28 protein-coding genes are annotated in these 26,091 nt (G+C 49.4%); 14 read left to right on the top strand and 14 right to left on the bottom strand.

The window, feature by feature from the left end; translation table 11 throughout:
* Positions 1-11: 11 nt before the first annotated feature.
* Positions 12-722 carry a Sir2 family NAD+-dependent deacetylase gene (gene cobB / locus ACJJI1_RS05125; protein WP_413663451.1) on the top strand — a complete coding sequence of 237 codons (711 nt, stop codon included), beginning with the start codon at positions 12-14 and terminating at the stop codon, positions 720-722.
* Here cobB and ACJJI1_RS05130 read toward each other — a convergent pair.
* A complete protein-coding gene (locus ACJJI1_RS05130; RefSeq protein WP_444958731.1) occupies positions 719-1,282 on the bottom strand; it encodes a SixA phosphatase family protein in 564 nt (187 codons plus the stop codon). The two genes, cobB and ACJJI1_RS05130, sit on opposite strands and share 4 nt — an antisense overlap.
* 169 nt (positions 1,283-1,451) lie before the next feature.
* Positions 1,452-1,928, bottom strand: coding sequence for a DNA binding protein (locus ACJJI1_RS05135; RefSeq protein WP_282931121.1), 477 nt, complete (start codon positions 1,926-1,928; stop codon positions 1,452-1,454).
* A gap of 550 nt (positions 1,929-2,478) precedes the next feature.
* Between ACJJI1_RS05135 and ACJJI1_RS05140 the strand changes: the two genes are divergently transcribed.
* Complete coding sequence (locus tag ACJJI1_RS05140; protein ID WP_282931120.1) at positions 2,479-2,925, top strand: CBS domain-containing protein; 447 nt, start codon at positions 2,479-2,481, stop codon at positions 2,923-2,925.
* 11 nt (positions 2,926-2,936) lie between these two features.
* On the opposite strand, the gene ACJJI1_RS05145 is transcribed toward ACJJI1_RS05140, so the two are convergent.
* On the bottom strand, positions 2,937-4,778 hold the full coding sequence (locus ACJJI1_RS05145) for an SLC13 family permease (RefSeq protein ID WP_444958732.1): 1,842 nt from the start codon (positions 4,776-4,778) through the stop codon (positions 2,937-2,939).
* Positions 4,779-4,905: 127 nt separating this feature from the next.
* On the bottom strand, positions 4,906-5,496 hold the full coding sequence (locus ACJJI1_RS05150; protein WP_444958733.1) for a hypothetical protein: 591 nt from the start codon (positions 5,494-5,496) through the stop codon (positions 4,906-4,908).
* Between the two features lie 351 nt (positions 5,497-5,847).
* On the opposite strand from ACJJI1_RS05150, the gene mnmH reads away from it, so the two are divergent.
* The gene (gene mnmH, locus ACJJI1_RS05155) at positions 5,848-6,951 is read left to right on the top strand and encodes a tRNA 2-selenouridine(34) synthase MnmH (RefSeq protein ID WP_444958734.1); all 1,104 of its coding nucleotides are present in this window, start codon (positions 5,848-5,850) and stop codon (positions 6,949-6,951) included.
* A 6-nt stretch (positions 6,952-6,957) separates the two neighbouring features.
* Here the strand turns inward: mnmH and ACJJI1_RS05160 are convergent, their stop codons facing one another.
* From ACJJI1_RS05160 to ACJJI1_RS05200, 9 genes are all read right to left on the bottom strand, one after another.
* On the bottom strand, positions 6,958-7,887 hold the full coding sequence (locus ACJJI1_RS05160; RefSeq protein WP_413663457.1) for an SDR family oxidoreductase: 930 nt from the start codon (positions 7,885-7,887) through the stop codon (positions 6,958-6,960).
* 23 nt (positions 7,888-7,910) lie between these two features.
* Positions 7,911-8,285, bottom strand: coding sequence for a VOC family protein (locus tag ACJJI1_RS05165; protein WP_108734658.1), 375 nt, complete (start codon positions 8,283-8,285; stop codon positions 7,911-7,913).
* Positions 8,286-8,340: 55 nt separating this feature from the next.
* Positions 8,341-8,709: a DUF2750 domain-containing protein gene (locus tag ACJJI1_RS05170; RefSeq protein WP_108734659.1), complete on the bottom strand. Its 369-nt coding sequence runs from the start codon at positions 8,707-8,709 to the stop codon at positions 8,341-8,343.
* Between the two features lie 61 nt (positions 8,710-8,770).
* On the bottom strand, positions 8,771-10,132 hold the full coding sequence (rlmD, locus tag ACJJI1_RS05175; RefSeq protein WP_444958735.1) for a 23S rRNA (uracil(1939)-C(5))-methyltransferase RlmD: 1,362 nt from the start codon (positions 10,130-10,132) through the stop codon (positions 8,771-8,773).
* 41 nt (positions 10,133-10,173) lie between these two features.
* Positions 10,174-10,881 carry a M48 family metallopeptidase gene (locus ACJJI1_RS05180; RefSeq protein WP_444958736.1) on the bottom strand — a complete coding sequence of 236 codons (708 nt, stop codon included), beginning with the start codon at positions 10,879-10,881 and terminating at the stop codon, positions 10,174-10,176.
* A 33-nt stretch (positions 10,882-10,914) separates the two neighbouring features.
* Positions 10,915-11,343: a hotdog fold thioesterase gene (locus tag ACJJI1_RS05185; protein WP_444892114.1), complete on the bottom strand. Its 429-nt coding sequence runs from the start codon at positions 11,341-11,343 to the stop codon at positions 10,915-10,917.
* An 83-nt stretch (positions 11,344-11,426) separates the two neighbouring features.
* Positions 11,427-12,041, bottom strand: a complete 615-nt coding sequence (locus ACJJI1_RS05190) for a DUF2799 domain-containing protein (protein WP_444958737.1) — start codon at positions 12,039-12,041, stop codon at positions 11,427-11,429.
* A 55-nt stretch (positions 12,042-12,096) separates the two neighbouring features.
* Positions 12,097-12,747, bottom strand: a complete 651-nt coding sequence (locus ACJJI1_RS05195; RefSeq protein ID WP_108734664.1) for an MBL fold metallo-hydrolase — start codon at positions 12,745-12,747, stop codon at positions 12,097-12,099.
* 50 nt (positions 12,748-12,797) lie between these two features.
* On the bottom strand, positions 12,798-13,691 hold the full coding sequence (locus ACJJI1_RS05200) for a hypothetical protein (protein WP_444958738.1): 894 nt from the start codon (positions 13,689-13,691) through the stop codon (positions 12,798-12,800).
* A 434-nt stretch (positions 13,692-14,125) separates the two neighbouring features.
* Between ACJJI1_RS05200 and malT the strand changes: the two genes are divergently transcribed.
* From malT to ACJJI1_RS05235, 7 genes are all read left to right on the top strand, one after another.
* Positions 14,126-16,840, top strand: coding sequence for an HTH-type transcriptional regulator MalT (gene malT / locus ACJJI1_RS05205; RefSeq protein ID WP_444958739.1), 2,715 nt, complete (start codon positions 14,126-14,128; stop codon positions 16,838-16,840).
* 210 nt (positions 16,841-17,050) lie between these two features.
* The gene (locus tag ACJJI1_RS05210; RefSeq protein ID WP_444958740.1) at positions 17,051-18,694 is read left to right on the top strand and encodes an alpha-amylase family glycosyl hydrolase; all 1,644 of its coding nucleotides are present in this window, start codon (positions 17,051-17,053) and stop codon (positions 18,692-18,694) included.
* An 816-nt stretch (positions 18,695-19,510) separates the two neighbouring features.
* Positions 19,511-20,116, top strand: coding sequence for a tetratricopeptide repeat protein (locus ACJJI1_RS05215; RefSeq protein ID WP_252085123.1), 606 nt, complete (start codon positions 19,511-19,513; stop codon positions 20,114-20,116).
* A gap of 78 nt (positions 20,117-20,194) precedes the next feature.
* Entirely contained in the window at positions 20,195-20,497 is a 303-nt protein-coding gene (locus ACJJI1_RS05220; RefSeq protein ID WP_444958741.1) for a hypothetical protein, read from the top strand.
* Between the two features lie 98 nt (positions 20,498-20,595).
* Positions 20,596-20,982, top strand: coding sequence for a DUF7674 family protein (locus ACJJI1_RS05225; protein ID WP_444958742.1), 387 nt, complete (start codon positions 20,596-20,598; stop codon positions 20,980-20,982).
* Between the two features lie 106 nt (positions 20,983-21,088).
* Entirely contained in the window at positions 21,089-21,514 is a 426-nt protein-coding gene (locus ACJJI1_RS05230) for a hypothetical protein (RefSeq protein ID WP_444958743.1), read from the top strand.
* 91 nt (positions 21,515-21,605) lie between these two features.
* On the top strand, positions 21,606-21,803 hold the full coding sequence (locus ACJJI1_RS05235) for a hypothetical protein (protein WP_444958744.1): 198 nt from the start codon (positions 21,606-21,608) through the stop codon (positions 21,801-21,803).
* Between the two features lie 422 nt (positions 21,804-22,225).
* Here ACJJI1_RS05235 and ACJJI1_RS05240 read toward each other — a convergent pair whose 3' ends face one another.
* Complete coding sequence (locus ACJJI1_RS05240) at positions 22,226-23,167, bottom strand: IS110 family RNA-guided transposase (RefSeq protein ID WP_444958745.1); 942 nt, start codon at positions 23,165-23,167, stop codon at positions 22,226-22,228.
* Positions 23,168-23,510: 343 nt separating this feature from the next.
* Here ACJJI1_RS05240 and ACJJI1_RS05245 point away from each other — a divergent pair, with 343 nt between their 5' ends.
* The 4 genes from ACJJI1_RS05245 to ACJJI1_RS05260 all read left to right on the top strand — a co-directional run bounded on the left by ACJJI1_RS05245 (position 23,511) and on the right by ACJJI1_RS05260 (position 26,009).
* Positions 23,511-24,095: a GIY-YIG nuclease family protein gene (locus tag ACJJI1_RS05245; protein ID WP_444958746.1), complete on the top strand. Its 585-nt coding sequence runs from the start codon at positions 23,511-23,513 to the stop codon at positions 24,093-24,095.
* A gap of 819 nt (positions 24,096-24,914) precedes the next feature.
* Complete coding sequence (locus tag ACJJI1_RS05250) at positions 24,915-25,214, top strand: hypothetical protein (RefSeq protein ID WP_444958747.1); 300 nt, start codon at positions 24,915-24,917, stop codon at positions 25,212-25,214.
* Positions 25,215-25,318: 104 nt separating this feature from the next.
* Complete coding sequence (locus ACJJI1_RS05255; protein ID WP_444958748.1) at positions 25,319-25,636, top strand: hypothetical protein; 318 nt, start codon at positions 25,319-25,321, stop codon at positions 25,634-25,636.
* A gap of 109 nt (positions 25,637-25,745) precedes the next feature.
* Positions 25,746-26,009, top strand: a complete 264-nt coding sequence (locus ACJJI1_RS05260) for a hypothetical protein (RefSeq protein WP_444958749.1) — start codon at positions 25,746-25,748, stop codon at positions 26,007-26,009.
* The last annotated feature ends 82 nt before the right edge of the window (positions 26,010-26,091 follow it).

Below are 26,091 nucleotides of genomic sequence, written 5' to 3' on the forward strand. Positions count from 1 at the left end.
GAAAATATAAAATGAAAAAACAGTATCAAAAAATTGTTGTACTTACCGGCGCAGGAATTTCAGCTGAATCTGGCATAGGTACTTTTCGCGGTGCCGATGGCCTGTGGGAAAACCATCGCCTGGAAGATGTCGCAACGCCAGAGGCATTTGATCGCAATCCGGCACTGGTACATAGATTTTACAATGAACGCCGCCAGCAGCTGCTATCTGCAGATATCCATCCCAACCCCGCCCATCTCGCCCTGGCCGAACTGGAACAGAAATTCCAAGGGGATTACTTACTGGTTACTCAAAATATTGACAACCTGCATGAGCGCGCGGGCAGTGAGCAGTTGATTCATATGCATGGAGAGCTACTAAAAGCACGATGCCGTAGGAGCGGAAAACTATATCCCCTCGATTCGGACCTTTCGATAACTGATACCTGTAGTTGCTGTCAGCAGGCGGGAAACCTTCGCCCCCATGTGGTCTGGTTTGGAGAAATGCCTCTGGAAATGGAGACTATCTATCAGGCGTTGTCCGATTGCGACCTATTTATCAGCATTGGCACATCTGGAAACGTCTACCCAGCAGCGGGATTTGTCGAATGTGCCAATCAGGCTGGAGCTCACACCATAGAGTTGAACCTGGAGCGCAGTAGTGTCGGCGATGCCTTCAAGGAACACCGCCACGGACTGGCGTCACAGGTAGTCGATACTTTTATAAAAGAAATTATTAATTAAGATGACTCTGAAACTGCATTTTCAGTCTGCGAGGATTTCATCGGGCCATAGCGCTGTATCAAAGTGGTTACCCCCTCATTATCACGCACCAGGATATAGAGTCGGTCAAACTCACTGGCCTCTCGAATGGGTCGCCCTTTTTCACCGCCAAGCAATTCCGCCAGTTTTGGAGTGGTATTGCTGTGCCCAACCACTAAAATCCGATTTCCCGCCTGCTGCAAAGAGTTAGCAAATTCTTTTAAATCTCTGGGGTTGTAAATTTCCACTTCAAGCCCCAGCTCTTTTGACAGAGGCTCAACCGTTTCCCGGGTGCGGTTGTAGTCAGTGCTATAGATAGCATCTATACCCACTCCCCCAAGAATATAGGCGAGTTGCCGAGCACGCTGCTGACCCGCCTCAGTCAAATGAGGGTCGCGACCCACCCCGGGCCCTTTCTCTTTTTCTGCATGGCGTATTAAGTAAATAACCTGAGACTCAGAAGAGTCGGCTAAAACCCAATTTGAAGCCCCAACCAGAACAAAAAGTGTACAGAAAATAAACGACTTAAGTCTTGAAAGCACAGTATAAACTCCCAGGTAAATAACGGGGCAGACATATGCTGAATATAATAAGGTAAGTAAAGAGAGGATGCGGCGAAAATGCCAAACAATGCGATGAATTAAAATCGAACGATTTTTGAAAAAATATTTGATGCCGGATATCCGGCATCAAATTAGTGGTCATCCAGAATTAGATTTTCCACTCTTTTACGGTGTCCAGACCGTACTCATCAATCCACTGGCTCAGGGCCTTAGGATTACGCTTTTTCTTTTCAACAGTAGCGCCGGTATACGGGTTGCGATAGTGACCAGTTTCCAGCTTGGGCTCTGCTGCCTTTGCTGCCGGTGCTGCACGACGACCGCGACGGGGGCTGTCACCTTCCTTCTTGAGGTGACGGGCAACGCGAGCCTTCAGGGTTTGTACGTAGTCTGCAGGATCTTCATCTCCCAGCTGTGCTACCAGCCACTCAACGATTTGCTGGCCACGGGCAACGAAGAACTCCTCTTCATCCATGTGGTATTCAGCAGCAAGGTTTACCAGTGCTTTATCATAGGCAATTACGCCATCTTTCTTGCGTTCAGCCTGAGCCATTTGCTCTTGTAACTCTTCGATTCTTGCCTGATGTTCGGCGATTTGTTGTTCAAGTTGTTCGTATTCCTGAAACATTCAATAAACCTCAACGACGGTTATTAAAAAACACAGAGATATATCTGTGGCGCTGGGCGACACAGATTGTTATTTCGGATATACCGTGTAAAAAATCAACAAACATCATGGCTGGCCAATGGCAAGCAATTTAGTGATGTTTAGTCCGGCATATTATGAATTGCCCGATATACATGAGTAGATACCACTACACATCGTGTAGTTCTGGTGTTAGGTATATTCGGCAAATACATTATTAAAAACTAGCCGATTTCAGCTCGGTTCGGCAAACACTCCGAATCACTGATTATATTTTTCGACTGAGGTCGCGAATAATAATCTTTCACCGGCAAATATCAACCATTTGTGTCCCTACCTTTGAATATAATAGGAATAATTCAAAATAAGGGCTAAAAAGTGTAACAAAGGCGGCCATATCTGCAATCTTAAAAGGATATCCCTAGGGAGCGCAATTAGCTATATTGTAGCTGCAGTCGTCAATTGCAAATTAGTCGCTGTGTAACGGTAATCGAGCATATTGCCAAATACAATTGGATACCCAGATCATACTATGTCCACTCACAATAATATCCACCATATACCGACTTTGGCCGCTCTGATGACGCCATTTCCCTACCATATCGATATCAATGCCACGGTAGAGGATGCTCTGGCAATGATGGAGGAGCACAAAGTACGCCACCTGCCGGTAACACGTGCGGGCGACTTGGAGACGGTCATTTCCCGAGGGGATATCGAAAGAGCCAATGCACCGGGACACCGCCTAGAAGAGCAGCAGCTCTATGTACATGACCTATGTGCCAGACGTCCCTTTATCGCAGATATCCACGACCCGCTGGATAAAATTCTCTTAGCTATGGCCGATACCAGTATTGGCTCTGTGCTGGTTATGCGGGAAGGCGAGCTGGTTGGAATTGTAACTGTGACTGATATTCTGCGCTTTTGTAGTAAGTTCATGGCAGAGTTGGCCCAGCCGGTAGACGATTCTATTGCTTGAGCTCACCGCGATTACAAGGGCCAAACCCAAAGCAACATAGGGATACTCACAACCAGTACCAACAATTCGAGTGGCAGCCCCATTTTCCAGTAATCACCAAACTCAAAGCCCCCCGGTCCCAGAATTAAGGTGTTATTTTGGTGCCCAACCGGCGTCAGAAATGCGCAAGAAGCTCCAATTGCGACAGCCATTAGGAAACTGTCCGGGTTCACCGCCAGTTGTTCTGCGGTGCTCATGGCAATTGAACACATCACAGCCGCAGTAGCGACATTATTCATAAAATCAGACAGGGTCATGGTAACCACCAGGATCAGCCCCAGGGCCAAAACAGCACTACCCTGAGCCAGGACATCCAATAAAACCTGAGCTATCAGGTCGGCAGCTCCCGTTGACTCCATCACATCGGCAACCGCAATCAGAGTGCCCAATAGCACTACTACGGACCCATCAACTGAGTCATAAACATTTCGCAACGGCACTATCTTCAACGCCATAAAAGCCAATACACAGGTGGCAAACGAGATCGCGGCTGGTAACAGGCCAAATGCTGCACCCGCGACACCAAGCACCATCGCCAGTAAGGCAATGGCCGCCTTCTCCTTGTTGGGGATGCTAATATCCCTTGAGGCCAGAGGCACACAGCCTTTTTCCCGCGCAAAGCTATATAAGTTTTTATCAGCCCCCATCATTAACAAAGCATCGCCGGCGAGTAATGGTGTCGAACGCAACCGGCGCACCGAGCGGCGCCCCTGGCGCGAGAGTGCTAGCAAGTGAATCTGGTATCTCGCTGCGAGGCGTGAAAACCTCATAGGGCGTCCCACTAAGGGGGAGTCTGGCATGACAACCAACTCTCGCAGCTGCATTTCGGTACGATCCGCCAGCGCTTTTATTGGGGGCTTATTCTGAGAATCACTCTCGGTATTATTGCTACCCGATTGTCGAGCCTTACCCGATGAATCTGCCCCAAGGGCTCCCACTGTTTTCAAACTGAGATTGGACAAGCAGGTGGCAAGGCTCTCCGGCTCCGCCTCAATGACCAAAATGTCACCGCTATTTACTTTATGCCAGGGAGTCGCGGGAGAGACCCTGGCATCATTGTGTACGACACCCACAACCTGGGCATCTTCTGTTCCCAACATCTTGGAAATTTCACGTAGATTCTTGCCGGCAGCTACGCTTTTTTCCTCAACAAGTGCTTCTGTTAAATATGTGCCAGTTTCAAAGGAGGAGGCCCCCGTTCGGTTGCGCGTAGGCACCAAGCGCCATCCAACGAATGCGATAAACAAAACTCCAGCTATCGCAACTGCCAGACCCACCGGGGTGAAATCAAACATACCGTAACTACCGGCGCCAGAATCCGCCCGAAAACCGGAAACGACCAGGTTTGGCGGTGTACCTATCAGTGTGGTCATTCCCCCCAGAATCGTTGCGAAAGACAGGGGCATTAAAACCCTCCCCAGTGCCACTTTCTGTTTCTCGGCCATATCCACAGCCACGGGCATTAATAAAGCCAACGCGCCGACATTATTCATAAAGCTCGATAAAAACGCGCCAAGCCCAATGAGTAACAATATGGATACTGAGATACTCCCGCTTTTGCGGACAACTCGTTGTGCAAGTGCATCCATTGCACCGGTATTTTGTAAACCGCGACTCAGGATTAACACACAAGCAACAGTCACGACTGCTGGATGCCCAAAACCAATAAAAGCATTTTCCGGAGGAATCAGACCGGTAAAAACACAAGTCAATAAGGCTGCTAAAGCAACCATATCGTGGCGCCACCGCCCCCATATAAACAGGGTTATAGTGACACTTAAAATAATCAGGATTAGTAACTGATCAACAGTCATGAAAAAGATATCCCTGAATATAAAAGCTGCTCAGATTTCTGTTCAGCTATCTATTCAGGGTATACCCGGGAAACTAGATGGAGCGCACTTCTACGCCATAACCCCAGCTCCATTAGGGGTACAAAATTCAGGAGAAAGTAACTGCCCGTTCTTCCAATGGATAAAACTGAGTGCCTACTTTAATACAAACCCTGGCAGTACTGCAGGAGAACCAGCCTCTATATCCAGTGACCTGAATATTTCTATAGGTACCAACCATCGCCTGGCGCAAGCGTTGGGCCCAAGGTCTTAACTTTTCTCCATCGTAGCCGGAACCACAGGCGCAAACATGTAAATTAACGAAATTAGCGGGAAGCCCCTCTTTAACCAAGGTATCTGCTAGCTGTCGAGGCGTGTAGGTTTTCCACTCTCCTCCTTGCCAGTTAGGCATGCCGCTTACATATACTTTTTTCTGCTTGTTGTTACTCGTGGAGCGCTCAGCACCAATAAATTGTCCATCCCCGGCACCCGTGCCATGGGTTACGATGTAAAGGGTATCGGCAGGATTCAGCTTACTCAAACACTGGTTCACCCACCGATACATGGCTTTTCCAAAACCGGAGGTTACTTTATTGGCCAGGATTTGATTCACCGGTATGCCCCAGGCTTTCGCCAACCCCTCCGCATATTCCTGCATTTCATCACTATTTATCGGGATATAGATATATTTTTTAGCCATGTTTTTATCCTCTATACACGCAGGAGCAACCTGCCCCTTATGCAATCCAAATGCTTCCAGGATTTTTAAATCAGCTGCAATAATTCAGGGAAGCTAAGATTTACCTTCTGTGACCTGGAATCGCATTAGGTTCAAAAAGTAAATGTAAACACTGAGCTATCGAGCAATAAATTAAAAAAGTATTCTCTCATACTGAGCATTAATTTCCGGTGTAAATATCAAACTGTCATCTAACGCTAAGCACATCATATATTGCATATACAGGCAGCTCCTTCAGTTGCCATAGGCCTGGAAAGAAAATGGAGATACAATCAAATACCACCTATTTTCTGAATAAGCAGGAGTGCTACCTTGCGGACCGATACTGCGAATTACACGGACATCTTCCTGAATGATATTCCGCTGATGGACGTACGCGCCCCAGTTGAGTTTGTTCGCGGCGCTTTCCCTTCCGCAAGAAACCACCCCCTGCTTGACAATCACCAACGTGAACTGATCGGGACTGAGTACAAGAACAAAGGCCAGCAAGCAGCAATTGACCTTGGCTGGCGTTTAGCAACAGATGAAGTGCGAAGCTTATGTCTTTCACAATGGAGCGCATTTGTACGTAAACACCCCCAAGGTTACCTCTACTGTTTCCGAGGCGGTTTGCGCTCCCGAATGACACAAAAACTGCTGCGCTCGAATAATATTGAATACCCGATAGTAGAGGGTGGCTATAAAGCCATGCGGCAGTTCCTGTTAAACGAGCTGGAAAAGTATTGTACCCAACTGCCCTTTATCGTTGTTGCTGGTCACACCGGCAGTGGCAAAACGGAATTAATCCAGGCTGCGCGGCGGTATATCGACCTTGAGGGGATCGCAAAACATCGAGGTTCTAGCTTTGGCCGTACCAGTAGTAGCCAACCTTCACAAATCGATTTTGAAAATCAGATCAGTATCGACCTGCTGAAGCTTTCCCAACAGACAGGTGCTATTGCTATTGAAGATGAAAGCCGTCTAGTTGGACGCTGCGCACTTCCTCCAGTATTGCAAACCGCTATGAAGGCCGCTCCCCGGGTTCTTGTCGAGGAGCCATTGGAAACACGGGCACAGCGCATTGTGCAAAATTATGTTCACGAGGGCTTAGAGCGCTTTAAAAGCAGTGAAAAATCAGCAGCTGAATCTTTGGGGGAAGAATTACATCTCAATCTCAATAAAATCAGTAAACGCCTGGGAGGGCTGCGCTACAAGCAGCTCAACGAAGCCTTAGCTTCAGCTAACCAAGAATTACTGAGAACGAATAATAGTGATGTGTACATCCCTGTCGTCGTGTCACTGTTGCAAGAATACTATGACGGCAGCTACGACCATCTAATGAAGAAATCGGAACAGAAAATTCTGTATCGAGGCAACTACAACGAAGTACAACAGTGGTTGAAGGAGTCCAACCACTCACTGCAAAAACCAGAATAACAATCCTCAGCTTTTGTGAGCGAGGCGATTTAATTTAAATCTCCGCATTAAAAACCAGTCCCTAAAACTGCGCGGCAGCCAGCGTGCCATCCAGGGCAACAGGCTGCTGCGGTTGCCAATACGCACCAAAGGACGAGCGCGTTTTCGCAGCAGCTCACGCACCAGCTTTTTGGCCAGTGTGCTTGCCAATGTAGCATTCTGTTGGGACTCCTGGGCTCGGGCCCTAACCGCCTCTTCCTGCCGTTTATACAGGGAGTCCGGCGGCAAAAGACCGCGCAGGGATGTCTCAGCGTGGCGACCAAATTCCGATGCGATCGCACCGGGTTGCACCGTCATTACCCGAATGCCAAAGGGTTTTAGTTCGAGTCGCAAAACATCAGAAATGGAGTGTAGGGCCGCTTTAGAAGCACAATAGGCACCGGAGAAAGGTGTAGGCATTACACCGGAAACCGAACCGATATTACACACAATTCCGCCCTGCTCCGAACGCATTAAAGGTACACAGGCCCTAATCAAAGCGAGAGGGGCAAATACATTGGTTCGGAACTGCTTTTCCAGTGCTCGCGTGTCCAGTTCCAGCAATGGCCCCATCTGACCGTAACCGGCGTTATTGACCAAAATATCGAGCCGCCCGTATGCCGCTTTTACTGCGTGAACCACTCGATTGATATCCGCCTGGGAATTCACATCCAAGGCCTCAGTGGCAATTCCCAGGTCCGCCAGCTCTTGTAAACTTTCCGGGCGGCGCGCCGTGGCAATCACTATGGTTCCCCGGCGATGTAGCGCCAAAGCCAGCTCCCGCCCAATACCGCTTGAGCAGCCGGTAATTAAAGCCACTCGATCCGGAACCACATAACCCCGCCCAATTTGCGCAAGGCTTTCAGCAGCAAAACTTCGATTGGGGGAACGAAATCTGGAAATGGGCGGCTTATCCACAGGAACTGCTCCGTTTAATGGTCCTATCTCTCAATGGGCGTTTGCAGGTACTCAATCAATCCAAAAACATTGCCATAGGGGTCGAGAAAGCTCGCCATCAGCACACGTCCAGAAACTTCCTCTATATCCGTGTGCTGCCGCACCCCCATAGTGCCGAGTCGCTCAATCTGCGCGGCCAAATCCAAAACCTGCCAGTAAGCAACTACACCATCGGCCCGGCTGATCGCACTGCGCGCATCGGCATTTAATCCGAGCTCGCAATCACCAATACTAAACGCCGCATAGCTATCGCTTTCATAGCTGGGTTTCTGTTCGAGTACCTGCGTATACCAAGCCACAGCCTCGGTAATGTTGGCAACTCCGTAGACTGTTTTGCGCAAGCCAAGAATCTGCCCCATTTGAGACACCCCGTTGAGTAATTTTTATCCACTGGGTGGGGCACTATGGCGCAGTTTATTGCAGCTCTTGCTCCAACTGCTCCAGTAGGTCCAGGGGCTCCACCTCAACCCCTTCCAGTTCGGCGTTCCAGTTTATCCCCACCAATAAGACATCTTCATGCATGCCGGTGAGCCAGTCATCCATAAATTCTTCCAGGTCAATTGCCACTGCCTCATAGTCAGCCCAGTCTCCTTCGCAGTGGTCTTGTGCAAATTCTCTTTGCGACCAAAAGGGCATAACCTCGGTATCGGCCCGCTTTTCAGACTCACAAAGTGCAAAGCCCTCCTCCCCCTGCAGGGCCCAGACGCAGCCCTGGCCTACAGCTTCAGGCAAAAAGCGCGCGCAATTATCTTCAAAATTATCGGTTAGGGTTTCGCTTTGCATAACAACTTCGCTTAAACGGTTTTACCGCAGTTTACGTTAGTTTTCCCGGCCTCAATAGGCCCTAAATTCTGTCGAATACTGCCATCGACTCAACATGATCGGTATGGGGAAACATATCCATGACACCCGCCTTACTCAACCGGTACCCCAACTTCACCAATTCACCGGCATCCCGAGCCAGCGTGGCCGGGTTACAGGAGACGTAGACGATCCTACTGGCAGAAAATCGCGCCAACCCGCGCACCGCCTCCAGAGCGCCGTCCCTCGGAGGGTCCAACAAGATTTTATCGAAACCTTCTTCTGCCCAAGGCGCACCTGCCATTTTTTCGTTTAGGTCGGCAGAATAAAATTGCACATTTTGTAATTGGTTCAAAGCGGCATTGTCCACACCCCGTTGAGTTAAAGCGCCGACACCTTCGACCCCGATCACTTCCGCTGCACGACGCGCCAATGGCAGGGTAAAATTCCCTAACCCGCAAAATAAATCCAATACGCGCTCGGAGGGTTGCGGATCGAGTAACTCAACGGCTCGACTCACCATCTGCCGATTTATCGCAAAATTTACCTGCACAAAATCCTGCGGTTTAAATCTCAGCGTCAGGTCAAATTCCGGCAACTGATAACTTAGATAAGCAGCTCCTTCTGTCGGCCAGATTCTCTCCAGGGAAGCATCACTGCCACCTTGTATATACAGGTGTATACCAGTGCTTTTAGCAAATGCTAACCAGAGCGCCAAGCCCTTATCTGACAAAGGCTTTAAATGGCGGAGCACCAGAGCTGTCACATCATCTCCAACCGCCACTTCCAGATGAGAAAAGTTTGCCCGGCCTTCACTTTCGCCAACAAGTTTTTTTAGCGACCCTAAATGTTCGGCAATTTTTGTATGTAGTACCGGGCACTCATCAATATCTACCAAATCATTGCTGTGCTTTTTTCGAAAACCAAAAAGCAACTCACCACCCTGGGATTTTTTCAATTTGCGAATGCCGATACGGGCCTTGCGCCGATAACCATAGGGATCAGCGGTTAACGGCGGCAGTATTTCTTCGGGTTCAATTCCACCAAAGCGCGACAACTGATCCAAAAGAATTTTTTGCTTTTCAATAATTTGTGCCGATGGCTCCAGGTGCTGAACCGAACAGCCTCCACATGAATCCACATAGGCGCACTGCGGCGCGCACCGATCCGCTGAAGCCGATAGGATTTCCTCAACAATTCCCTCATCAAAACGGCCGCGCCGTGCGGTATAGCGGAATTTAACCTGCTCTCCCGGTAAGGCACTATCAATAAACACCGTTTTGCCACCCACCCGGGCAATACCGCGCATATCGTGACTAAATTTTTCTATTGTCGCTTCAGCGCGGCTCGGCAAGTTTTTTTTAACCGGCTTGCGGCCAGTAATAAAACGGGGCTTCTTACTCATAATTAATTAGGAGAATTCAGTACAACTAAAGAATAGAAAAGTTACAAGGTCAGACAGTGACCGTTATCGCGCAACCAGCGGCGCAACTCTTTAAATCTGGGGCACACACTTTGGACTAAATCCCAAAAAGCGCGGCTGTGGTTATGGTGTTGCAAATGGCAGACCTCGTGGGCCACCAGGTAATCCACCACCGGCTCAGGAGCGAGACAAACAAGCCAGTTAAACTGCAGCTCACCGCGAATACTACAGTGACCCCACTTGCTTTTGGTACGACGAACTTTTACTGATGAAATACTTAACCCCAGCTGCTCGGCCAACACATGGGATTTTTGCGTTAATAATGCCAATGCTTCCCGCTGGTAAAGGCGTTGTAAAGCAGTTTGCAGCTGCGTGTTATCGGGCTGGCGATAGCGGGTATAGAGCCCGATAGCACCATTGCCAATACCGGCACTTTTACTGCTCGTTGCACGCTGTAAGGGAAGCTGCTGTCCCAGCCAGGGAAAACTCTCATCAAAAGCGTACTGATATTGCGGCACCTGCGCAGCGCGCCGGTCGGCTGCGAGTAACTGTGCTCTCACCCACTGGATATTTTCCTGCAGGAATTCATGCCCATAACGGGCTGCGCAACGCTGTGGAATTCGCACTTCCACACCACCGGATGACAGTACCAGCCCCAGACGCTTGCGCCGGCTCGAACGCACCAAGCGATAGGGAATATCTTCAAAAATAAAATCCTGGGCCTGTTTCAAGCGGGATCTCCACTCGCAACCCAAGAAATAATACTAGGCACCATGAGCTACAACAGCCATGGTAATGCGAGAAATACAACTGAGCTTCCCATTGGGTGCATAGATCAGAATTTCCCACACCTGGCTGCTGCGCCCAATATGCACGGGTTTTGCACGACCGCGAACCTCCCCCTCAGGGACAGGGCGCAGGTGATTGGCATTAACTTCCTGACCGACACAATAAAATTTATCGGTATCCACTAATAGGTTGGCGCCTATGGAACCCAGCGTCTCCGACAATACGACATTGGCACCACCATGCAAAATACCGAAGGGCTGGCGAGTGCGATGGTCTACGGGCAAAGTCCCTTCCAGGTAATCATCGCCAATTTCCGTAATTTCCATTCCCAGGTAGCCGGGCATGCACTGGGATATTCCCTGGTTCAGTTCTTCCAGTGAAGGATCTAAATGCCAAATTGCCATTACAATAAATCTCTTGTGCGTGTGATACCGGAGCATTAACCCGGACTTCTTTACTTACATTCAGGATCAAAAATTTTTTTTACTTACCAATAAAATAATCTGGCAGAAAAAAATCCGGAGGGATAATAGCCGGGTGTTAAATGCGTGGGGCCAAACAAGCCGTAACGAAACAACTCCATATCCAACATCCGCAGCTCCCAGCGAAGGCGACTGCGCTGCAAGTACAATGCCTGGGCCTGGGCTTCACTATCAGTGTTCCGATAGGCGTAATGCAGGGAGAGCAACTCGCGCTCTAAATTATCCCGGCGCCACAAAAGGCGCTGGTAATGCTGCTCTATACGGTATTCGGCGAGACCGCGCTCGTAATTCTGTAAAAACAAATCAGCAGTAGGGCCAGTGCAAACCCCTTGGTAATTACGTCCCCTACGCCCCTGGTGATAGCCATTTTCTGCAGTGCAGTAAGTCTCGACACCCTCTTCATGGCCCTGCAGCCATGCATCGCTATCCACATGCATGTCGTAGCTATCACACTCTTGGGCAATATCGTACACCAGCGACTGTGAGCGACCGCGAGCGCCGTCTTGCAGGCCCCGCTCATACCAGAGCCCCGCGCGGCACTCCTCTTCGGAAATTACTGCGCAGCCGCTTAACCCCAGCACCAGCAAGGCGAGAAAAAGACGTATTTTTCCTGCAAACATAAAATGGGACTCCCGGCGCTGTACTTCCCGCCTGTTATTGGAATCCAGGTATCACTTAACCAAAGCGCTTGTCGGCGACAAAAGGATTGGTTTGGCGCTCCTGGCCAAAAGTGGACATGGGGCCATGTCCCGGTACAAATTGAACCTCATCACCCAGCGGCCATAGGCGCTCTTTGATAGAGCGAATCAGGGTATCGTGATCTCCCTGGGGGAAGTCAGTGCGCCCGATCGAACCGGCAAACAAAACATCTCCCACCAGAGCCAACTGGCTGGGGCGGTGGAAGAAAATCACATGGCCGGGGGTATGGCCCGGGCAGTGGTGCACCTCCAGTTCCTGATCCCCTACAGTAACCGTATCTCCCTGCTCCAACCAGCGGTCTGGAGTAAATACTTCGACAGCGGGGAAACCAAACATCTGCGCCTGCATGGGCAACTGCTGAATCCAGAAATCATCGCCTTTATGCGGCCCCTCTATCGGCAGCTGGAGCTGCTTGGACAACGCCGCAGTGCCGCCTACATGGTCCAGGTGGCCGTGGGTCAGCAGGATTTTCTCCAGCTTGAGACCGCGCTCCTCCACCGCCGCCAGAATCTTATCGAGATCGCCACCGGGATCGACAACAGCCGCGCGCTTACTGTCTTCACACCACAGCAAGGAGCAGTTTTGCTGGAAAGGAGTAACCGGAACCAGGTGATATTGCAGCGACATAAGAAAGCGGCCCTTCATCTTTTACAGGAGACTATTGAGGTAATTGGGGATTATACCGCGAGAGCCTGCTGAGAGGGTTGTGGATGCCGATGAGCGGGCTTATTCACCGTCTTGAGCAGGGAGCGCACATCCTCTATCAGCTGCTCAACAACTATCGGGTTCCGCCAGTAATCCTCAGGGGGCGAGGGAAAAGCCGCTGGACTCAAAGCGCCGTGATCACTCAGCGAACAAGTCTCATAATCACGGCACACCGCCTGGTTATAGGAGGGGCTCAGTGGTTTAAGGGGCCAGCCAAACAGGTCATTGGGGTGATAAAAGTTCTTCCAGCGAAAATTGTATCCCCGGGTATTGGAGGTAACCGCTTGAATTTGCTCCCGGGGTCGATCGGCACACCACAGGGGCATTGTCGGCCCCAGGGTGTACCAATGGCTCAGGGTCTTGAGGCGCAAAAATCTCTCACGCGCAGACCCTTTGTGAACTCCTGCGGGACCACCATCACGCCAAACACCGCAACTGACATTGGGGCGCTGGGCATCCCAGAGGTAATTAGATAGATTGATACAACCCACCGAATGGCTGATCAATATCACCGGAGCCCGCTCATCAACCTGATCAGCGGCCTTGGCCAGCGCCGCATAGATCTCGCGTTGGGTCTTTTCGTAGTTGCTATCCCGGCGATCCACATTGCCAGACTGTGCCGCTGTCTGCGACATCCCCAGGAGTAAATATTTTCGTGCACGCAGGAAGTCCAGTTCGCGTTTCTGCATACTCTCAAAGGTGCGTTCGATATTGCTCTGGAAGTGCTCCAGGCCGGGTAATTCAGCGCAGTAGAGACGCGACCACTCCTCCCCAAGCTCGGTTTCCAATGCCAAAAACAGTGGCTTTGCAAACGTGTTATCCACAGCCCCCATACCCGCAGCAGCAAGGATTACGATATCCGCCATGGCTTCCTCTTCTTATTATTCTATCGGCGCCTTCGCAGCGCTCGGCTTTTTTAATTGAATGAACATTGATGAAAACCCGCACAAGGGGCATTCTCACTGCCAAAGAAAAATCGAAAAAATACTGAAAGTGGCGCGAGGGGAAGCTGCACAGTCATGCATCCCTTTACGAGCCAGTGTGGATACATCACAGTAAATATGAACTAACGTACCCACTAGTGAGCCGCAGAAACTGCATTGCGACGGGTTGAGATGACCGATTTAACCCGAATAGTAATATACTGCCCAAAGCTAAACCGGCGCCACTCCAATTTGCCACCCAAGAGGCGGAATCACCAGAAAGCTGGCCTATTACAGTGCTGTAACAATACCCGGGTCCTGGTGCATAATAGTGGCTGTACAAAAATCAAACATTTATAACAATCCCTCCCGCAGCGATGCTTTTAACTTCCAAATACAGCCTGCCGGATTGCCCCGAGCACGCCCTATCGCGCCCGCGCCTGCTGTCGGTTCTGAACCAATGCCACAGCGATCAACTGCTGTTGGTGACGGCTCCTGCGGGATACGGCAAGACCACGCTGGTTACCTCCTGGGCCTCACAGCAGGACAACCCGGTCGCCTGGTATACGCTGGATGCCAGTGATAATGAACCGAGCCAGTTCTGCCGCTACCTGGTGGAAAGCGTGCACAGGGCGACCGGCAATGGCGTCCCCCAGACTCACCAGTTATTGTCCGCGCCCCAGCGCCCGGACCCCTCAACCCTGGTGAGCCACCTGCTGTCGGAACTGCGGGGCCTGCCCAGCGAACTGCGCATCGTACTGGACGACTACCACCAGATCGACAACCAGCAGGTGCACGACACTACCCGCTTTTTGTTGCGCCACGCCCCCGCCGGTGTCGGTATTGTTCTCACCAGTCGCAGCCAACCGCCTTTGGGCCTGGCCACCCTGCGGGTTCAAGGGCGATTACTGGAATTGGGCAGTAATGAGCTGGCCCTCAACATTGAGGAAATCGCCACCCTGCTCAAGCAGCGCCTGCCGTTTAATCTCGACGGCGACCGCGCAGCCCAACTGCATCACCTCAGTGAGGGCTGGCCCCCCGCCGTACAGCTATTCACTTTATCGGTGCGCGACAGCAACGAAGTGGATCGCTATCTGGCAGAGCTGGAGCAGGGCCACAGTCATATTCTCGATTACCTGGCTGAGGAAGTGCTGGAGCGGCTGGAACCCCAACTGCGCCAGCTCCTTTCCTGCACATCGATCCTCACCCGGGTTAACGCCCAGCTGGCTGAGCGCCTTACCGGTCGGCAAGATGGTCAGCAGTTGCTGGAAGAAGCCGCGCGCCGCGGGTTATTCCTGCAGGCGCAGGATTCAAGCCGCCAGTGGTTCCGCTTTCACCCGGTCTTCGCCCGCTTCCTGCAGCGGCAAATTAATGACCGCGAACACTTGCTGCAATTGCACAGCACTGCCTGTGATACCTGGCAAGAATTAGACCAGCCAGTGGAGGCCCTGCGCCACGCCCTGGCCGGCGGCGACCGCGAGCGGTTAAAGCAACTGCTCAACGATCGAGGAGAACAGCTTCTGCGCGCGGGGCAGTCGCGCCTGCTGCGGGACTGCCTCGACTGGCTCGGTGACGAAGCCCTGCAACACAGCGCCCGCTTTACCCTCCTGTCCGCCAAAATGGCGCGGGAGAATTTTGAATACGACCTGTGCGAAAAAAACCTGGCGGCCTCCGAGAGCTGGCTACAGCGGGAGGACCCGGCACAGTGGCGCGACTTTGAAGGCGCCTTTGCCACCATGCGCGCCCAGGTGGCCATTGCCCGAGGACAGACACTGCAAGCCAAGGAGTATGCTGAAGAAGCCCTGGCCCTACTGCGCGCAGACCAGCTGGGCGAGAGAATCTCCGCTCTGCTGGTCACCGGTGAGACCAGCTTCTGCCTGGGTGCCCTGCAAGAGGCCAACCGCTATATGCAGGAAGTTGAGGCCCTGGCGATCGCCGAACAGGATATTCCCAGTGCCGCCTGGGCCATCTGCCAGCAGACCGAGATCGCCTTTGCCCAGGGCCTGCTGAAAAAAGCGTCCACGCTGCAGGAGAAGGTGCAGACCCTCGTGCAGAAAAATCACCTGTCCACACTACCCATCTCGGAATTTGTGTGCCGGCTGCGCGGCCAGCTTCAATGGGAGTCCGGCGATCTGGAAGGTGCCGAGCAATCCGCTCGCCGAGGTATGCAAATCAACCGCCGGGTCGGCGAGCACTGGTTGCTGCCGGAGTACACCCTGCTGTTAAAAATCGCCCAGGCCCGAGGAGAGAAAGAGGAGTCCCTGGAGTGGCTGGAGCGTATCGAGCGCCTGCTCACTGACGGGCGCTACCACCGGGACTGGATCGCCAACGCCGATGCCACCCGCATCCGCACCTGGCGCGCCCTGGGCAATCAGCAGGCCATCGCAAGCTGGTTGGAACAGGCTACTCCCGTCGCCGACAGGCCTAGCAATCACTTTGAACAGTGCCACGGGCGCAACCATGTGCGCGCGATGATTGAGCTGCACCACTGGTCCGATGCCAACCGCCTGTTGAGCCGCCTGAAACAAGTCGCCAACGAGTGCGGCCTGGAAACAGATCGCCTGCGCAACCGGGTGCTGGAATCCCACCTGCTGTGGCTGAGGGAGCAATACCCGCAATCTGTGGAGGCTATTAGTGAAGCCCTGCTTCTCTCCCACGAACGGGATTTTCGCGCCAGCTTCCTGCAGATCGGCAAACCTTTAATCGTTATCCTGAAAGCCGCCCTGGAAAATGGCCTGGGAGATGCGGAGTCCAGCAAAGCCCAACAACTGATCAAAGCGGCACAGCAGCAGCCAGAGCTGGACGGTGGTATTCGCATCGAACTGGATGACACCATTATCCGCGAGATACTGGCCAGCGATGCGGTGCCGGACTTCCTGCGCCACTCCCCACTCACCCCAAGGGAATGGCAGGTACTCAATGCGATTCACTCGGGGCTGTCGAACGAGAAAATCGCCCGTCACTTTAAGGTGGCACCGAGCACCATCAAGACCCATATCCGCAGCCTCTACCAAAAGCTGGACGTCAAGGATCGCCAGGAGGCCATCGCCCTGGCCGAGCAAATGCTTCGCTCGGTCCAGGACAAGCCCTAAACAGTCCTGCTCCAGCGGCACAGGGACGTGCCCACTATGCTCCTCATCCCCCGCCCGCCAATACCAAACCACCCCAGGCCGGTCACCCTTTACCCCCCTCTCCCCCCTCGCCGGGGAGGAGGAAGCCCGCCAATGACTACTCCATACTCACCCTATCCTTTAAAGGTGGACTATCTCCACATTTCAAATAATGAAACAAGGCAGTAATCCATGAGCGGCAACAGCTATGAGTGGTGGCGCAATAGCGTTATTTATCAGATTTACCCACGCAGCTTCTGCGACGCCAACGGAGATGGCATCGGTGATATTCCCGGAATTACGCAAAAACTGGATTATGTAAAATCCCTCGGCGTAGACGCCATCTGGATCTCACCCTTTTTCAAATCGCCGATGGTGGATTTTGGCTATGACGTTGCCGACTACCGCGATGTAGACCCTATTTTTGGCAACCTGGAAGATTTCGACCGGATGATCGAAGCGGCCCACGAGCGCGGCCTGAAAGTGATTATCGACCAAATCCTCAGCCACACCTCGGACCAGCACCCCTGGTTCCATGAGAGCCGCGCCAACCGCGACAATCCCAAAGCGGACTGGTATGTCTGGGTTGATCCCCAAGAAGATGGCACCCCTCCCAACAACTGGGTATCCGTATTCGGAGGAGGCTCCTGGCGCTGGTGTACCCGCCGCCGCCAGTACTATTTAGCCAACTTCCTCAAAGAACAGCCGGACCTGAATGTGCACAACCCGGAAGTCCAGGAGCAGCTGCTCGCCGATATGAAGTTCTGGCTCGATCGGGGTGTAGATGGTTTCCGACTGGATGCGGTCAACTTTATTTTCCATCAGCAGGCCCTGAGCAATAACCCGGCGCGCCCGCTCAAGCTCGACGAGAAAGGCCTGCCGCCAGTCAATCACTACGACTACCAGTGGCACCAGAATGATAAATCCCAGCCGGAAAACCTGGTGTTTCTCCAGCGGGTAAGACAGTTAATGGATCAATATCCCGGCACTGTAACCGTAGGTGAAGTTGGCGACGACAATACCCATAAAATCATGGCCGAGTACACCACGGAAAAACGCCTGCACATGGCCTATTCCTTCGATCTATTGACTGAGGATTGTAGTGCGGACTTCCTGCGCGAAACCCTGGAAAAAAACCGCGACGTAATCGACAAGGGCTGGCCCTGCTGGTCGATCAGCAACCACGATGTACCCCGCTCAATAACCCGCTGGAACAAAGGCTTTAACGACGATCAAGCCGATACCAGAGCCCCGCTGTTCCTGCTGATGCAATTGGCACTGCGCGGAAGTGTCTGCCTCTATCAAGGGGAAGAACTGGGCCTGCCGGAAGCGGAAATTGCCTATGAAGATCTGGTAGACCCCTACGGCATTAATTTGTGGCCGGAATTCAAAGGCCGCGACGGCTGCCGCACACCGATGCCCTGGACCAACAGCAGCGACGACAACGCTGGCTTTTCTACAGCAAAACCCTGGCTGCCCGTTTCAACGGAGCACCAGCAGCGAGCGGTAGAAGTACAGCAAGACACTCAGCGCTCCATGCTCAACCGCTTCCGCGCATTAATTGAATGGCACCGGGAGCTACCCCAGTCGCTGGCGACAGCGGAGCAGGAAGTGATCGACACCGGCAGCGATTTATTTGCTTTTGTAAGGCGCAGCGACAACGAAGAAATGCTGGTTGTTCTCAACCTGGGGCAAACCAGTGGCACCCTGGAATTACCCACCGAGTTCTCCAGTGCGCACAATATTACCCCTGCACTGTTTACTGGCAATGCGGAAGGAAATAGCTTAGAGCTCGCTGCCGCAGATGCCTGTGTGCTGCTGCGTAAAAAGGCCTGATTGATTAGCAATATTTAAAAGATGCCCAGCTCATATTCGAGCCAGGGCATCGAGTAAGAATTACAGTCTCTCTGCAACGTCTCTTCCTTTCGACGTCTGCTTTGCCGCCGGCACAATGCCGGCTTTTTTCTGTTTAACTCCAGCACTTCATCATCTATAGCCTGCAATATAAAAAAACAGATGATTTTTCAAATGAAAAACTGAAAAATTCAAAACGTTTATATAAAACCGATAATAGGACTTATATTTTAGCTATTTCGAAATGGGAAAGTGCTTCCTTGAAGTACGAGGTGAAAGAGGCCTCTCTCAACCTGCCCACCCTACCAGTGAGACTATTTTCCATAACAAAATATATGAACTGCTTCTCCCAGTGAGTATAAGTTTACCTCTCCTTCCTAAAACAACCGTACTTAACTTCAAATATGCTACCAGGAGACTCCCGTGAAGCATTCAGTCTTACTTAGTACTCAACCGCAAATATCTTCCATAACATTGCTATTCAAACTGTCTTATATACAGCATTTCATATCTTGTTCTACTTTCAATATCAGAATTCAATAGAAGCTTCTCCTATTTCTGGAAAGAGCGAGCTAAGTCATTGACTTTAAAGGGGGTGACACTATTGTCATGAGCAAGAAAAGCAGGTAGATATATAGCCGCTGTTATATATCTACCTGTTGAGGATTGCGCCAAAGCCTCTAACCTACTGATATTGTTATGTTTTTGGTTAATCTTGGATGACTGCAGCAGAAATATATAGAAGAGTGATATAAAGACGCTTCTTTTGAATTAACTGTTACGTGCTAAGGGAATATCGTGTCATTTGACGATTGGTATAGAAATAAAGATTGGAACGAATCTATCGAAGAGCACTTCTACTCGAAGTTGAAACGAGCAAGAACGCAACGAGATCAGTACTTGGTAATCCAAGCTCTTGCTTTGGCTGACAAGCATCCAGAGATATCTATTCGTTTGGTTGATGAATACTTCGAATCCAGAAAAGACAAATTTGAAGATGTTCGAGCACTATTAGCAAAAGCCAATGCATTTATCGAGCTAAATGATCTCGAAGGATGTATAGCCACTTTTAAAGAGATACTTGAAAGAGAAAGGGAGCTTCCAAACCATCAAACAGGGGTGTACCTTGATTATCCATATTTGGTGGCAACTCAAAAAATAAAAAATGAGTACGCTTACGCACTAAGTGTATTACATGAGCATGTTGATAGGCTTACGTTTCCACTTGATCATTATAAGTGGCATGCCTCTAAAGCTCTAATCAATAACGATGGTTCAGAAGCACAAAAGGCACTTGAAGCGGCCAAAGTTAAGAGGTCTGGATTTCGTTTTCATCAAGATGTCGGTTTGGTGGGTAAAGAACATGAAAAAACAATCAAACATCTGTGCAAATTCAGTACGTAACAAGTGGCTGCTAGGGACTACATTACGCTGCGCTCCATGCAGCCCCAGAGCCAGACGTTATGCATACAGAGATTCTAAATGACCAACAAAGAGATTGATTTTTTCTTAAGTCTAAAAAAAGACATTAAATATGCACCATTTATGGCGGGATTCTTTATCATACTTTTTATTTCAAATGCATACTTTGAGTTTAGTCCTGTAGTTAATAGATCAGCGTCCATTGTTAGTGTTGCCGCACTCCTACCTTGGTTCGTTCAAAGTATTTTAAGGGAAACGAGCAGCTCAAGATCCTTCGCAATTATTGAGAAGTTTGTCAATAGAGACCCAGAACTAATTGAAAGAGTTAATAATCGTCGGAGTAACAAGCGCAGAAATGCATAACCAGTCGATGAACTTCGCGCCTACGGCGCCCGACAGCTTACACTCCGCTTCGCTGCGTTCCAGCTGCGGGTTATAGAGGCGTTTATGCGTAAAAGCACATGAATCAAGTATCTGAGTATGTAGAAAAACTGAAGGTCTTTATTCCGGAGTTTCCTGACTACTGGTCTTCGGAAGATGCTGCTTTTAATTTCGGTAAAGACTCAACGGTTCATGGAGTATTCAGCGATTTCAGCACTTTGGTAGTAGAAAGGCTTGAAGCTGGTACTCTCTCAAATGGTGAACAGCTATTTTCATTTATAGAGTCAGTAGTGGTCGAAGGCGGCGATCCGGCAAATGCAGCGTGCACTTGCTTCCTCGAAAATATATTAAATCGTATTCCAGGCCCAATAGATCCAAATGGTTTTGTACCTTATTTGGGGCCAAAATCCAAAGAGTTTTGTCGCGGCTGGGATGAATTTACCGGGGTTAAAACAAGTGGCCTCTGATAAAACACATAACAAGGCGCTGTTGTCGCAGCCTTCGGCTGCTGGGACGGTCCACTGCGTGGCCCGCCCCAAAGCTTGGCGTTAGTTGTCCTCCAAGAATTGAGATATGGATATATTTTTAGCTTTAATAATTTCCGCCTCTGTTTTGGTTATTCTATTAACCATCTGGCTACTACGTTGGCTTAAGCAAAATTATCCGCAAAGCTACAATGATCCAGCTATGGTGGGTTTAGGTGGGTTTGCTGCATTTATAATGATCGGCAGCCAAAAGTTATCAATACTACCTGAGCCATACGAATTATTAGCAGCGACAATACCTATTTATATCGCTATAAGTTTCATGTCCGCCGGTAAGCTTCATACAAAGCTGAGTTACTCTTCACTTTCCTTAGCAGTAGTTGCTATAACTGCAGCAGCAACATATTTTTGCTCTCTTGGTAGTTGGGTGGCACATTCAACAGTGGTTGTAGTTTTTAGCACTCTTTGGGTAATTTTATTTAGGTGGCGTTATGTGCACAATCAAAACAACTAACAAAACGCGCAATGATCGCACTTCGTGCTGGACCGCTAAAAGCGCTGCTTCGCAGCAACGCGGCCCATTCACTCAGCGTTAAGTGTCAATAATGAGCGACCAAAACTACAGGCTATACGCGGGGAAAAACATCTCGCATTACGACTCTTTTGAAGCTGCTAAAGAGGCAGCTAAAAAACACATGATAGAAAAAGCTGAGCTAAGAATAGAGATACTTACTGACCTGAGCCCAGATAAGGCTGACTTTTGGGCATACGAATATGATACAAAGCAATGGGTGCCATCATAAACATTATACCAAGAATGCACTTAACAAGGGTAGGCGACATCGCCAGCGCAAAAAACGCGCTGGCTGGACGGCCTACGCTTCGGATAAAATGAACAACAAAGCTCTTAAATGGATTTTACTCCTATCGTACTTAGTCATTGCAATTTTGGCAGCGAGTCATTATTCCTGCCCCGCAGATAAAGGTAGGCCATTTGTTCTGTTTCTTAGCTTTACCTATTTAGTAAATTTAAATATTAATTTCTTCTTAAAGTTACCCATGAATGTGCCTCATGTACCAGAGGCAAGATATGTATTAAATTTTGGTATGAGACGACGTTTAATCCTAATTACATGGTGTATGTTTATGGCGGCAATAGTGTGGGGTGTAGTAGATGATTTTAGCTGTAACGTATAACAAGTGACTATGGTTGTTCGTCAAGTTATTAAGCCATACTTTCATCCCAGTAGGTGTTATTTTTCACCATCGTATTCAGGATCGTAATCTGCTTTCTCATACAGGCAATCAGAGCGACCTTTTTAGGTTTTCCAGCGTCGACTAATCGCTTGTACATCGGCTTTAGTTTGGGATGATGCTGTATGGCCGACATGATGGGAACAAACAAAACCGTTCGTACACGATGCCTCCCACCCCGAATATATCTCTTTCCCTGAAAGCTGCCGCTATCACGGTTCATCGGGGCGATACCGACAAGTGCAGCGATTTCTTTACGGTTCAATTTTCCTAGCTCGGGAAGTTCACTCATCAATGTATAAGCCAATACATTTCCAACCCCTTTAGCGCTCAACAATAGGTCCCGCCTTTGCCGCCACTCAGACACACTGTTAACCAATTTATCCAGTTGCTTGTCGATACCTTGTAACTCTTTCTTGATGGTGTTTAGAATGGTCCGTATAGGTTTGTGTACTGATTTCGGCATTCTCTGAAGCCGATTCTTTTGCATTGTACTCATCTCTAAACACTGACTTCTTACCGCCAGTAAGTCACTGATCTCCCTAAGCTTTTCTGGCTTTAGCTCCGATAGTCTTGGCTTCATGGCCTCACCAAAATGTGTAATATCTATTGCATCTAGCTTGTCAGTTTTGGCGAGTCGCCCTGTGGATTTAGCGAAGCTCCTTATCTGTGAAGGGTTGCAAACAACAACAGGTAATCCTGCTTTGTTAGCGGCGCAAACAAACTCTAATTCGAGTCTTCCTGTAGACTCTATTAATACTCTTTGAGGTTTAAGAAGTTGTAATTGTTTAATGGCATCCTTAATGCCATTTTTATCATTGGCAACACTAAAGAATTGGCCAGTAGGTCTCACATAAATATCGAGTTGTTTACTGCTGGTATCGATACCGACATTGATCTCTTGAGGTTCCATAAGATAAGCTATCTCCGCCTTGCTATTCGGGCTCGAGGCCCACATGACTATCCGAGTTATGCCTAGTGAGTGTCTGTCACGTTCCTACTTGTTAACGGTCTTTATAAACCGGCGCAGCAACGAACTGTGACAAACAAGGCCTTCGGTGGCCGCCGAAGGTGGGTCTCAATTTACCCGTTAGCGAAAAGGATTTTCAAGATCAGAATCAGACAAGAGCAATCATACAAGGCGCTTAACACGTGTAGCACTGCGTGCCACACTGGGACAGTAACGCAGCGGCGCTTCTCGATTATGCCGCTACGTTACTGCCCATTAGCTTAGCGTTAAGCGCTGAGGAAGTTTAGTGAAATTAAGCAACGAAGTATTAGATGCATCGGTTCAAAAATCATCCGATGAATTATTAAACTTGTCTAAAAAAATTAAAGAAATCAAGTTCCCTGAACCAGTTACTATTGAGATCGAGCTATCTAAACTGAATGATGCCTATATTACTGATGTATTAAATGAAGTGCCTGCAGGCTATGCTCAGGCCTTAAAAGATACGGACTTTATTTATATTTTTACTCTGAAAAAGCCGACTACTGAGATTAAAAAGCAGATATTTAATGGACTCAGTGCATCGAGAGATTTGCAAGCATTGGAAGATTTCGAGGGAAAGAGAGATTTTTGTAGAGTAAATAATTCTGAATCTGAATACCTTTATGTTGGGCGCTCACAAAAGCTTAAAAGTAGGCTAAAGCAACATTTAGATGCGGGAAGTGAAGGTATTTTTGCTATGCATATGTTGCGATGGGGAGCAGGTATAAATGCAACCTTAGAAATTAATTACTATCGCTTTGATAAAAAAAGTAACTTAATAGTCCAGGCTTTAGAAGATGGACTTTGGGATCAATTTACCCCAATGTTTGGCAGACAGGGTGAAAAATGAGAGCTTAAATCGGGTAGCCGGTAGTTTTTAGCTACCGGCCCCCACACCACTCATCATGCGGGTCCGCAATGGGTGGTTCCTATCCGTAATCAATCTCTACCCAACGATAGTGTCGAGCAGATCTTCATTTGAGTTGAGTGTCATGGCAGTGCGTTACATCAACTTTAATCGACTGGAAACATATCAGTAGGCTAGCCCTGTCTTTCAACTCGTGGATTTAGGTTCAGGCCTTCACCCTGTCCAAGGTATTAATCTTGGCATTTGGCTACTATGCCGTCTGCTGACTTCTGTTTAATCACCCTACTCATTACTGAGCGGAGCGCTGCTGTGTTCCACCATTTTTTTCTATCCCCGCGATGGTGGCTAGCGAGTTGGGCCTATTTATGAGTCAGCGGCCACGCTGACAGCTTCACAGCGGCAAGTTAAACAGATCTCCCCAGATAAGAACGTGAACTTTCACTACACAACTGCATCATTTACTCTACCCGTTAGATCACATGGCTTCGGTGTCCTTGGCCACCTCGCCTCCAGGCTAAGCCTTATATGATGTTTCTGTCCGTCAGCTCGTAGTTTTGCTAGCGGCTTCCTCCCCACAAGACCTCACGGTGTTGCAGTTGCCATTCGCTAGTAGTTAGCATTTAATGAAGTCCATTAAACGGTGATCCTCCTACAGGGGACTTTCACCCGATTAGTTCACGCCCATGCTGGGCGTACCAAGCCAGGCAAGATCGCCCAGCCGAGGGCTGGGCTGGACAGCCTACGCTTCGCTTCGGCTGCCCTTGCTGGCAACGTTAAGAGCCATAATCGAAAGATCGAGTTATGAGTGAATTTATTAAAATAATGAATGTATTTCATGCTAAGAAATTTGCATGGCTTCCATTTACATTTCTCTGCCCAAGGAAAGGAAGTAGGTTTGGTGTTGCGCGCTTTATTGGTACTGTCATTCTGAATACCTCGTTCTTTGCTTCACTTTTGGTATTTTTGTTGTATTCCAAATTTGGTGGTAATGCTATAGATCACGTGGGGTTTACAGTTATGTGGATATACGCCTTATTTGGTAGCTACTACTTATTTGTGTGCTTTTGTTGGAATCAGGAACATGGTGCCAATAACTTTTAACAATCACATGCACGCTGCTTTGGCCCTTCGAGCCTCCACGGGACAGCCTACGCTGCGCTTCGGCCGCCCGTGCTGTGGGCGCTATGCACAGTCAGGCGATTAGAATGAACCCTGAAATGAGCTTCGATGAGGCCGCAAGTAAAGCCATAAATAGCGGCTTACTATCCGAGGAAGAGATTAAGACCCTGCAATCATCTCTAGTAGAAATGAGAAATCTCGCAGATAAAAAGCCTTTCACAAAGGCCGATGAGCGGAAGCTATCAGAGCTTAGGTATACCTTTGACGATCTAGCAGTTAAGGGGATGCCAGAATTTGAATACCTAAGACCTCAACCTAAATCGGTATTCACTAAGGTTTACCCGGCTATTTTTGGCCTTTTAGTTGTCATTATTTACATCTATTTTACAGGACAAAGTGCATAACAAACGCATTAAGGCCGACCCATTACACACTTGCTGAGGCGGCACAAGGCCGAAAAAGACTAGCAAGCGTGTAATGGGCGCCTTATGTGGGCGTTCAAAGGAGATGAACATGCAATCTGTAACTAGAGGAATATTTTTCATATTGGCATTTATTCTCTTTATCTTTGGAGTAATAGACGTTGCAGAGCAATTCAAAGCAGGAGAAGAAGTCAGGTGGCGAGTACCTATAATTTTCTTAGGGTTTGGTGCCGGTATACCACTCGTTCTATTCTCATTTCCTGAAATGTTGAATACCGAAAGTGATGCTTATGCGGACAAAGAGTCCGGTGAGTGTTCATCAGACGATTGTGGCGGCGATGGAGGTAGTGACTAAACAATGTGCCAAATACTTAACAAGCGTTGGTACACCGACAAAATTGGCGCTGCGCCTCAATTTTACTTGTGCTACGAGCGTT

Source organism: Microbulbifer maximicatervae (SeqCode), from assembly GCF_052467065.1.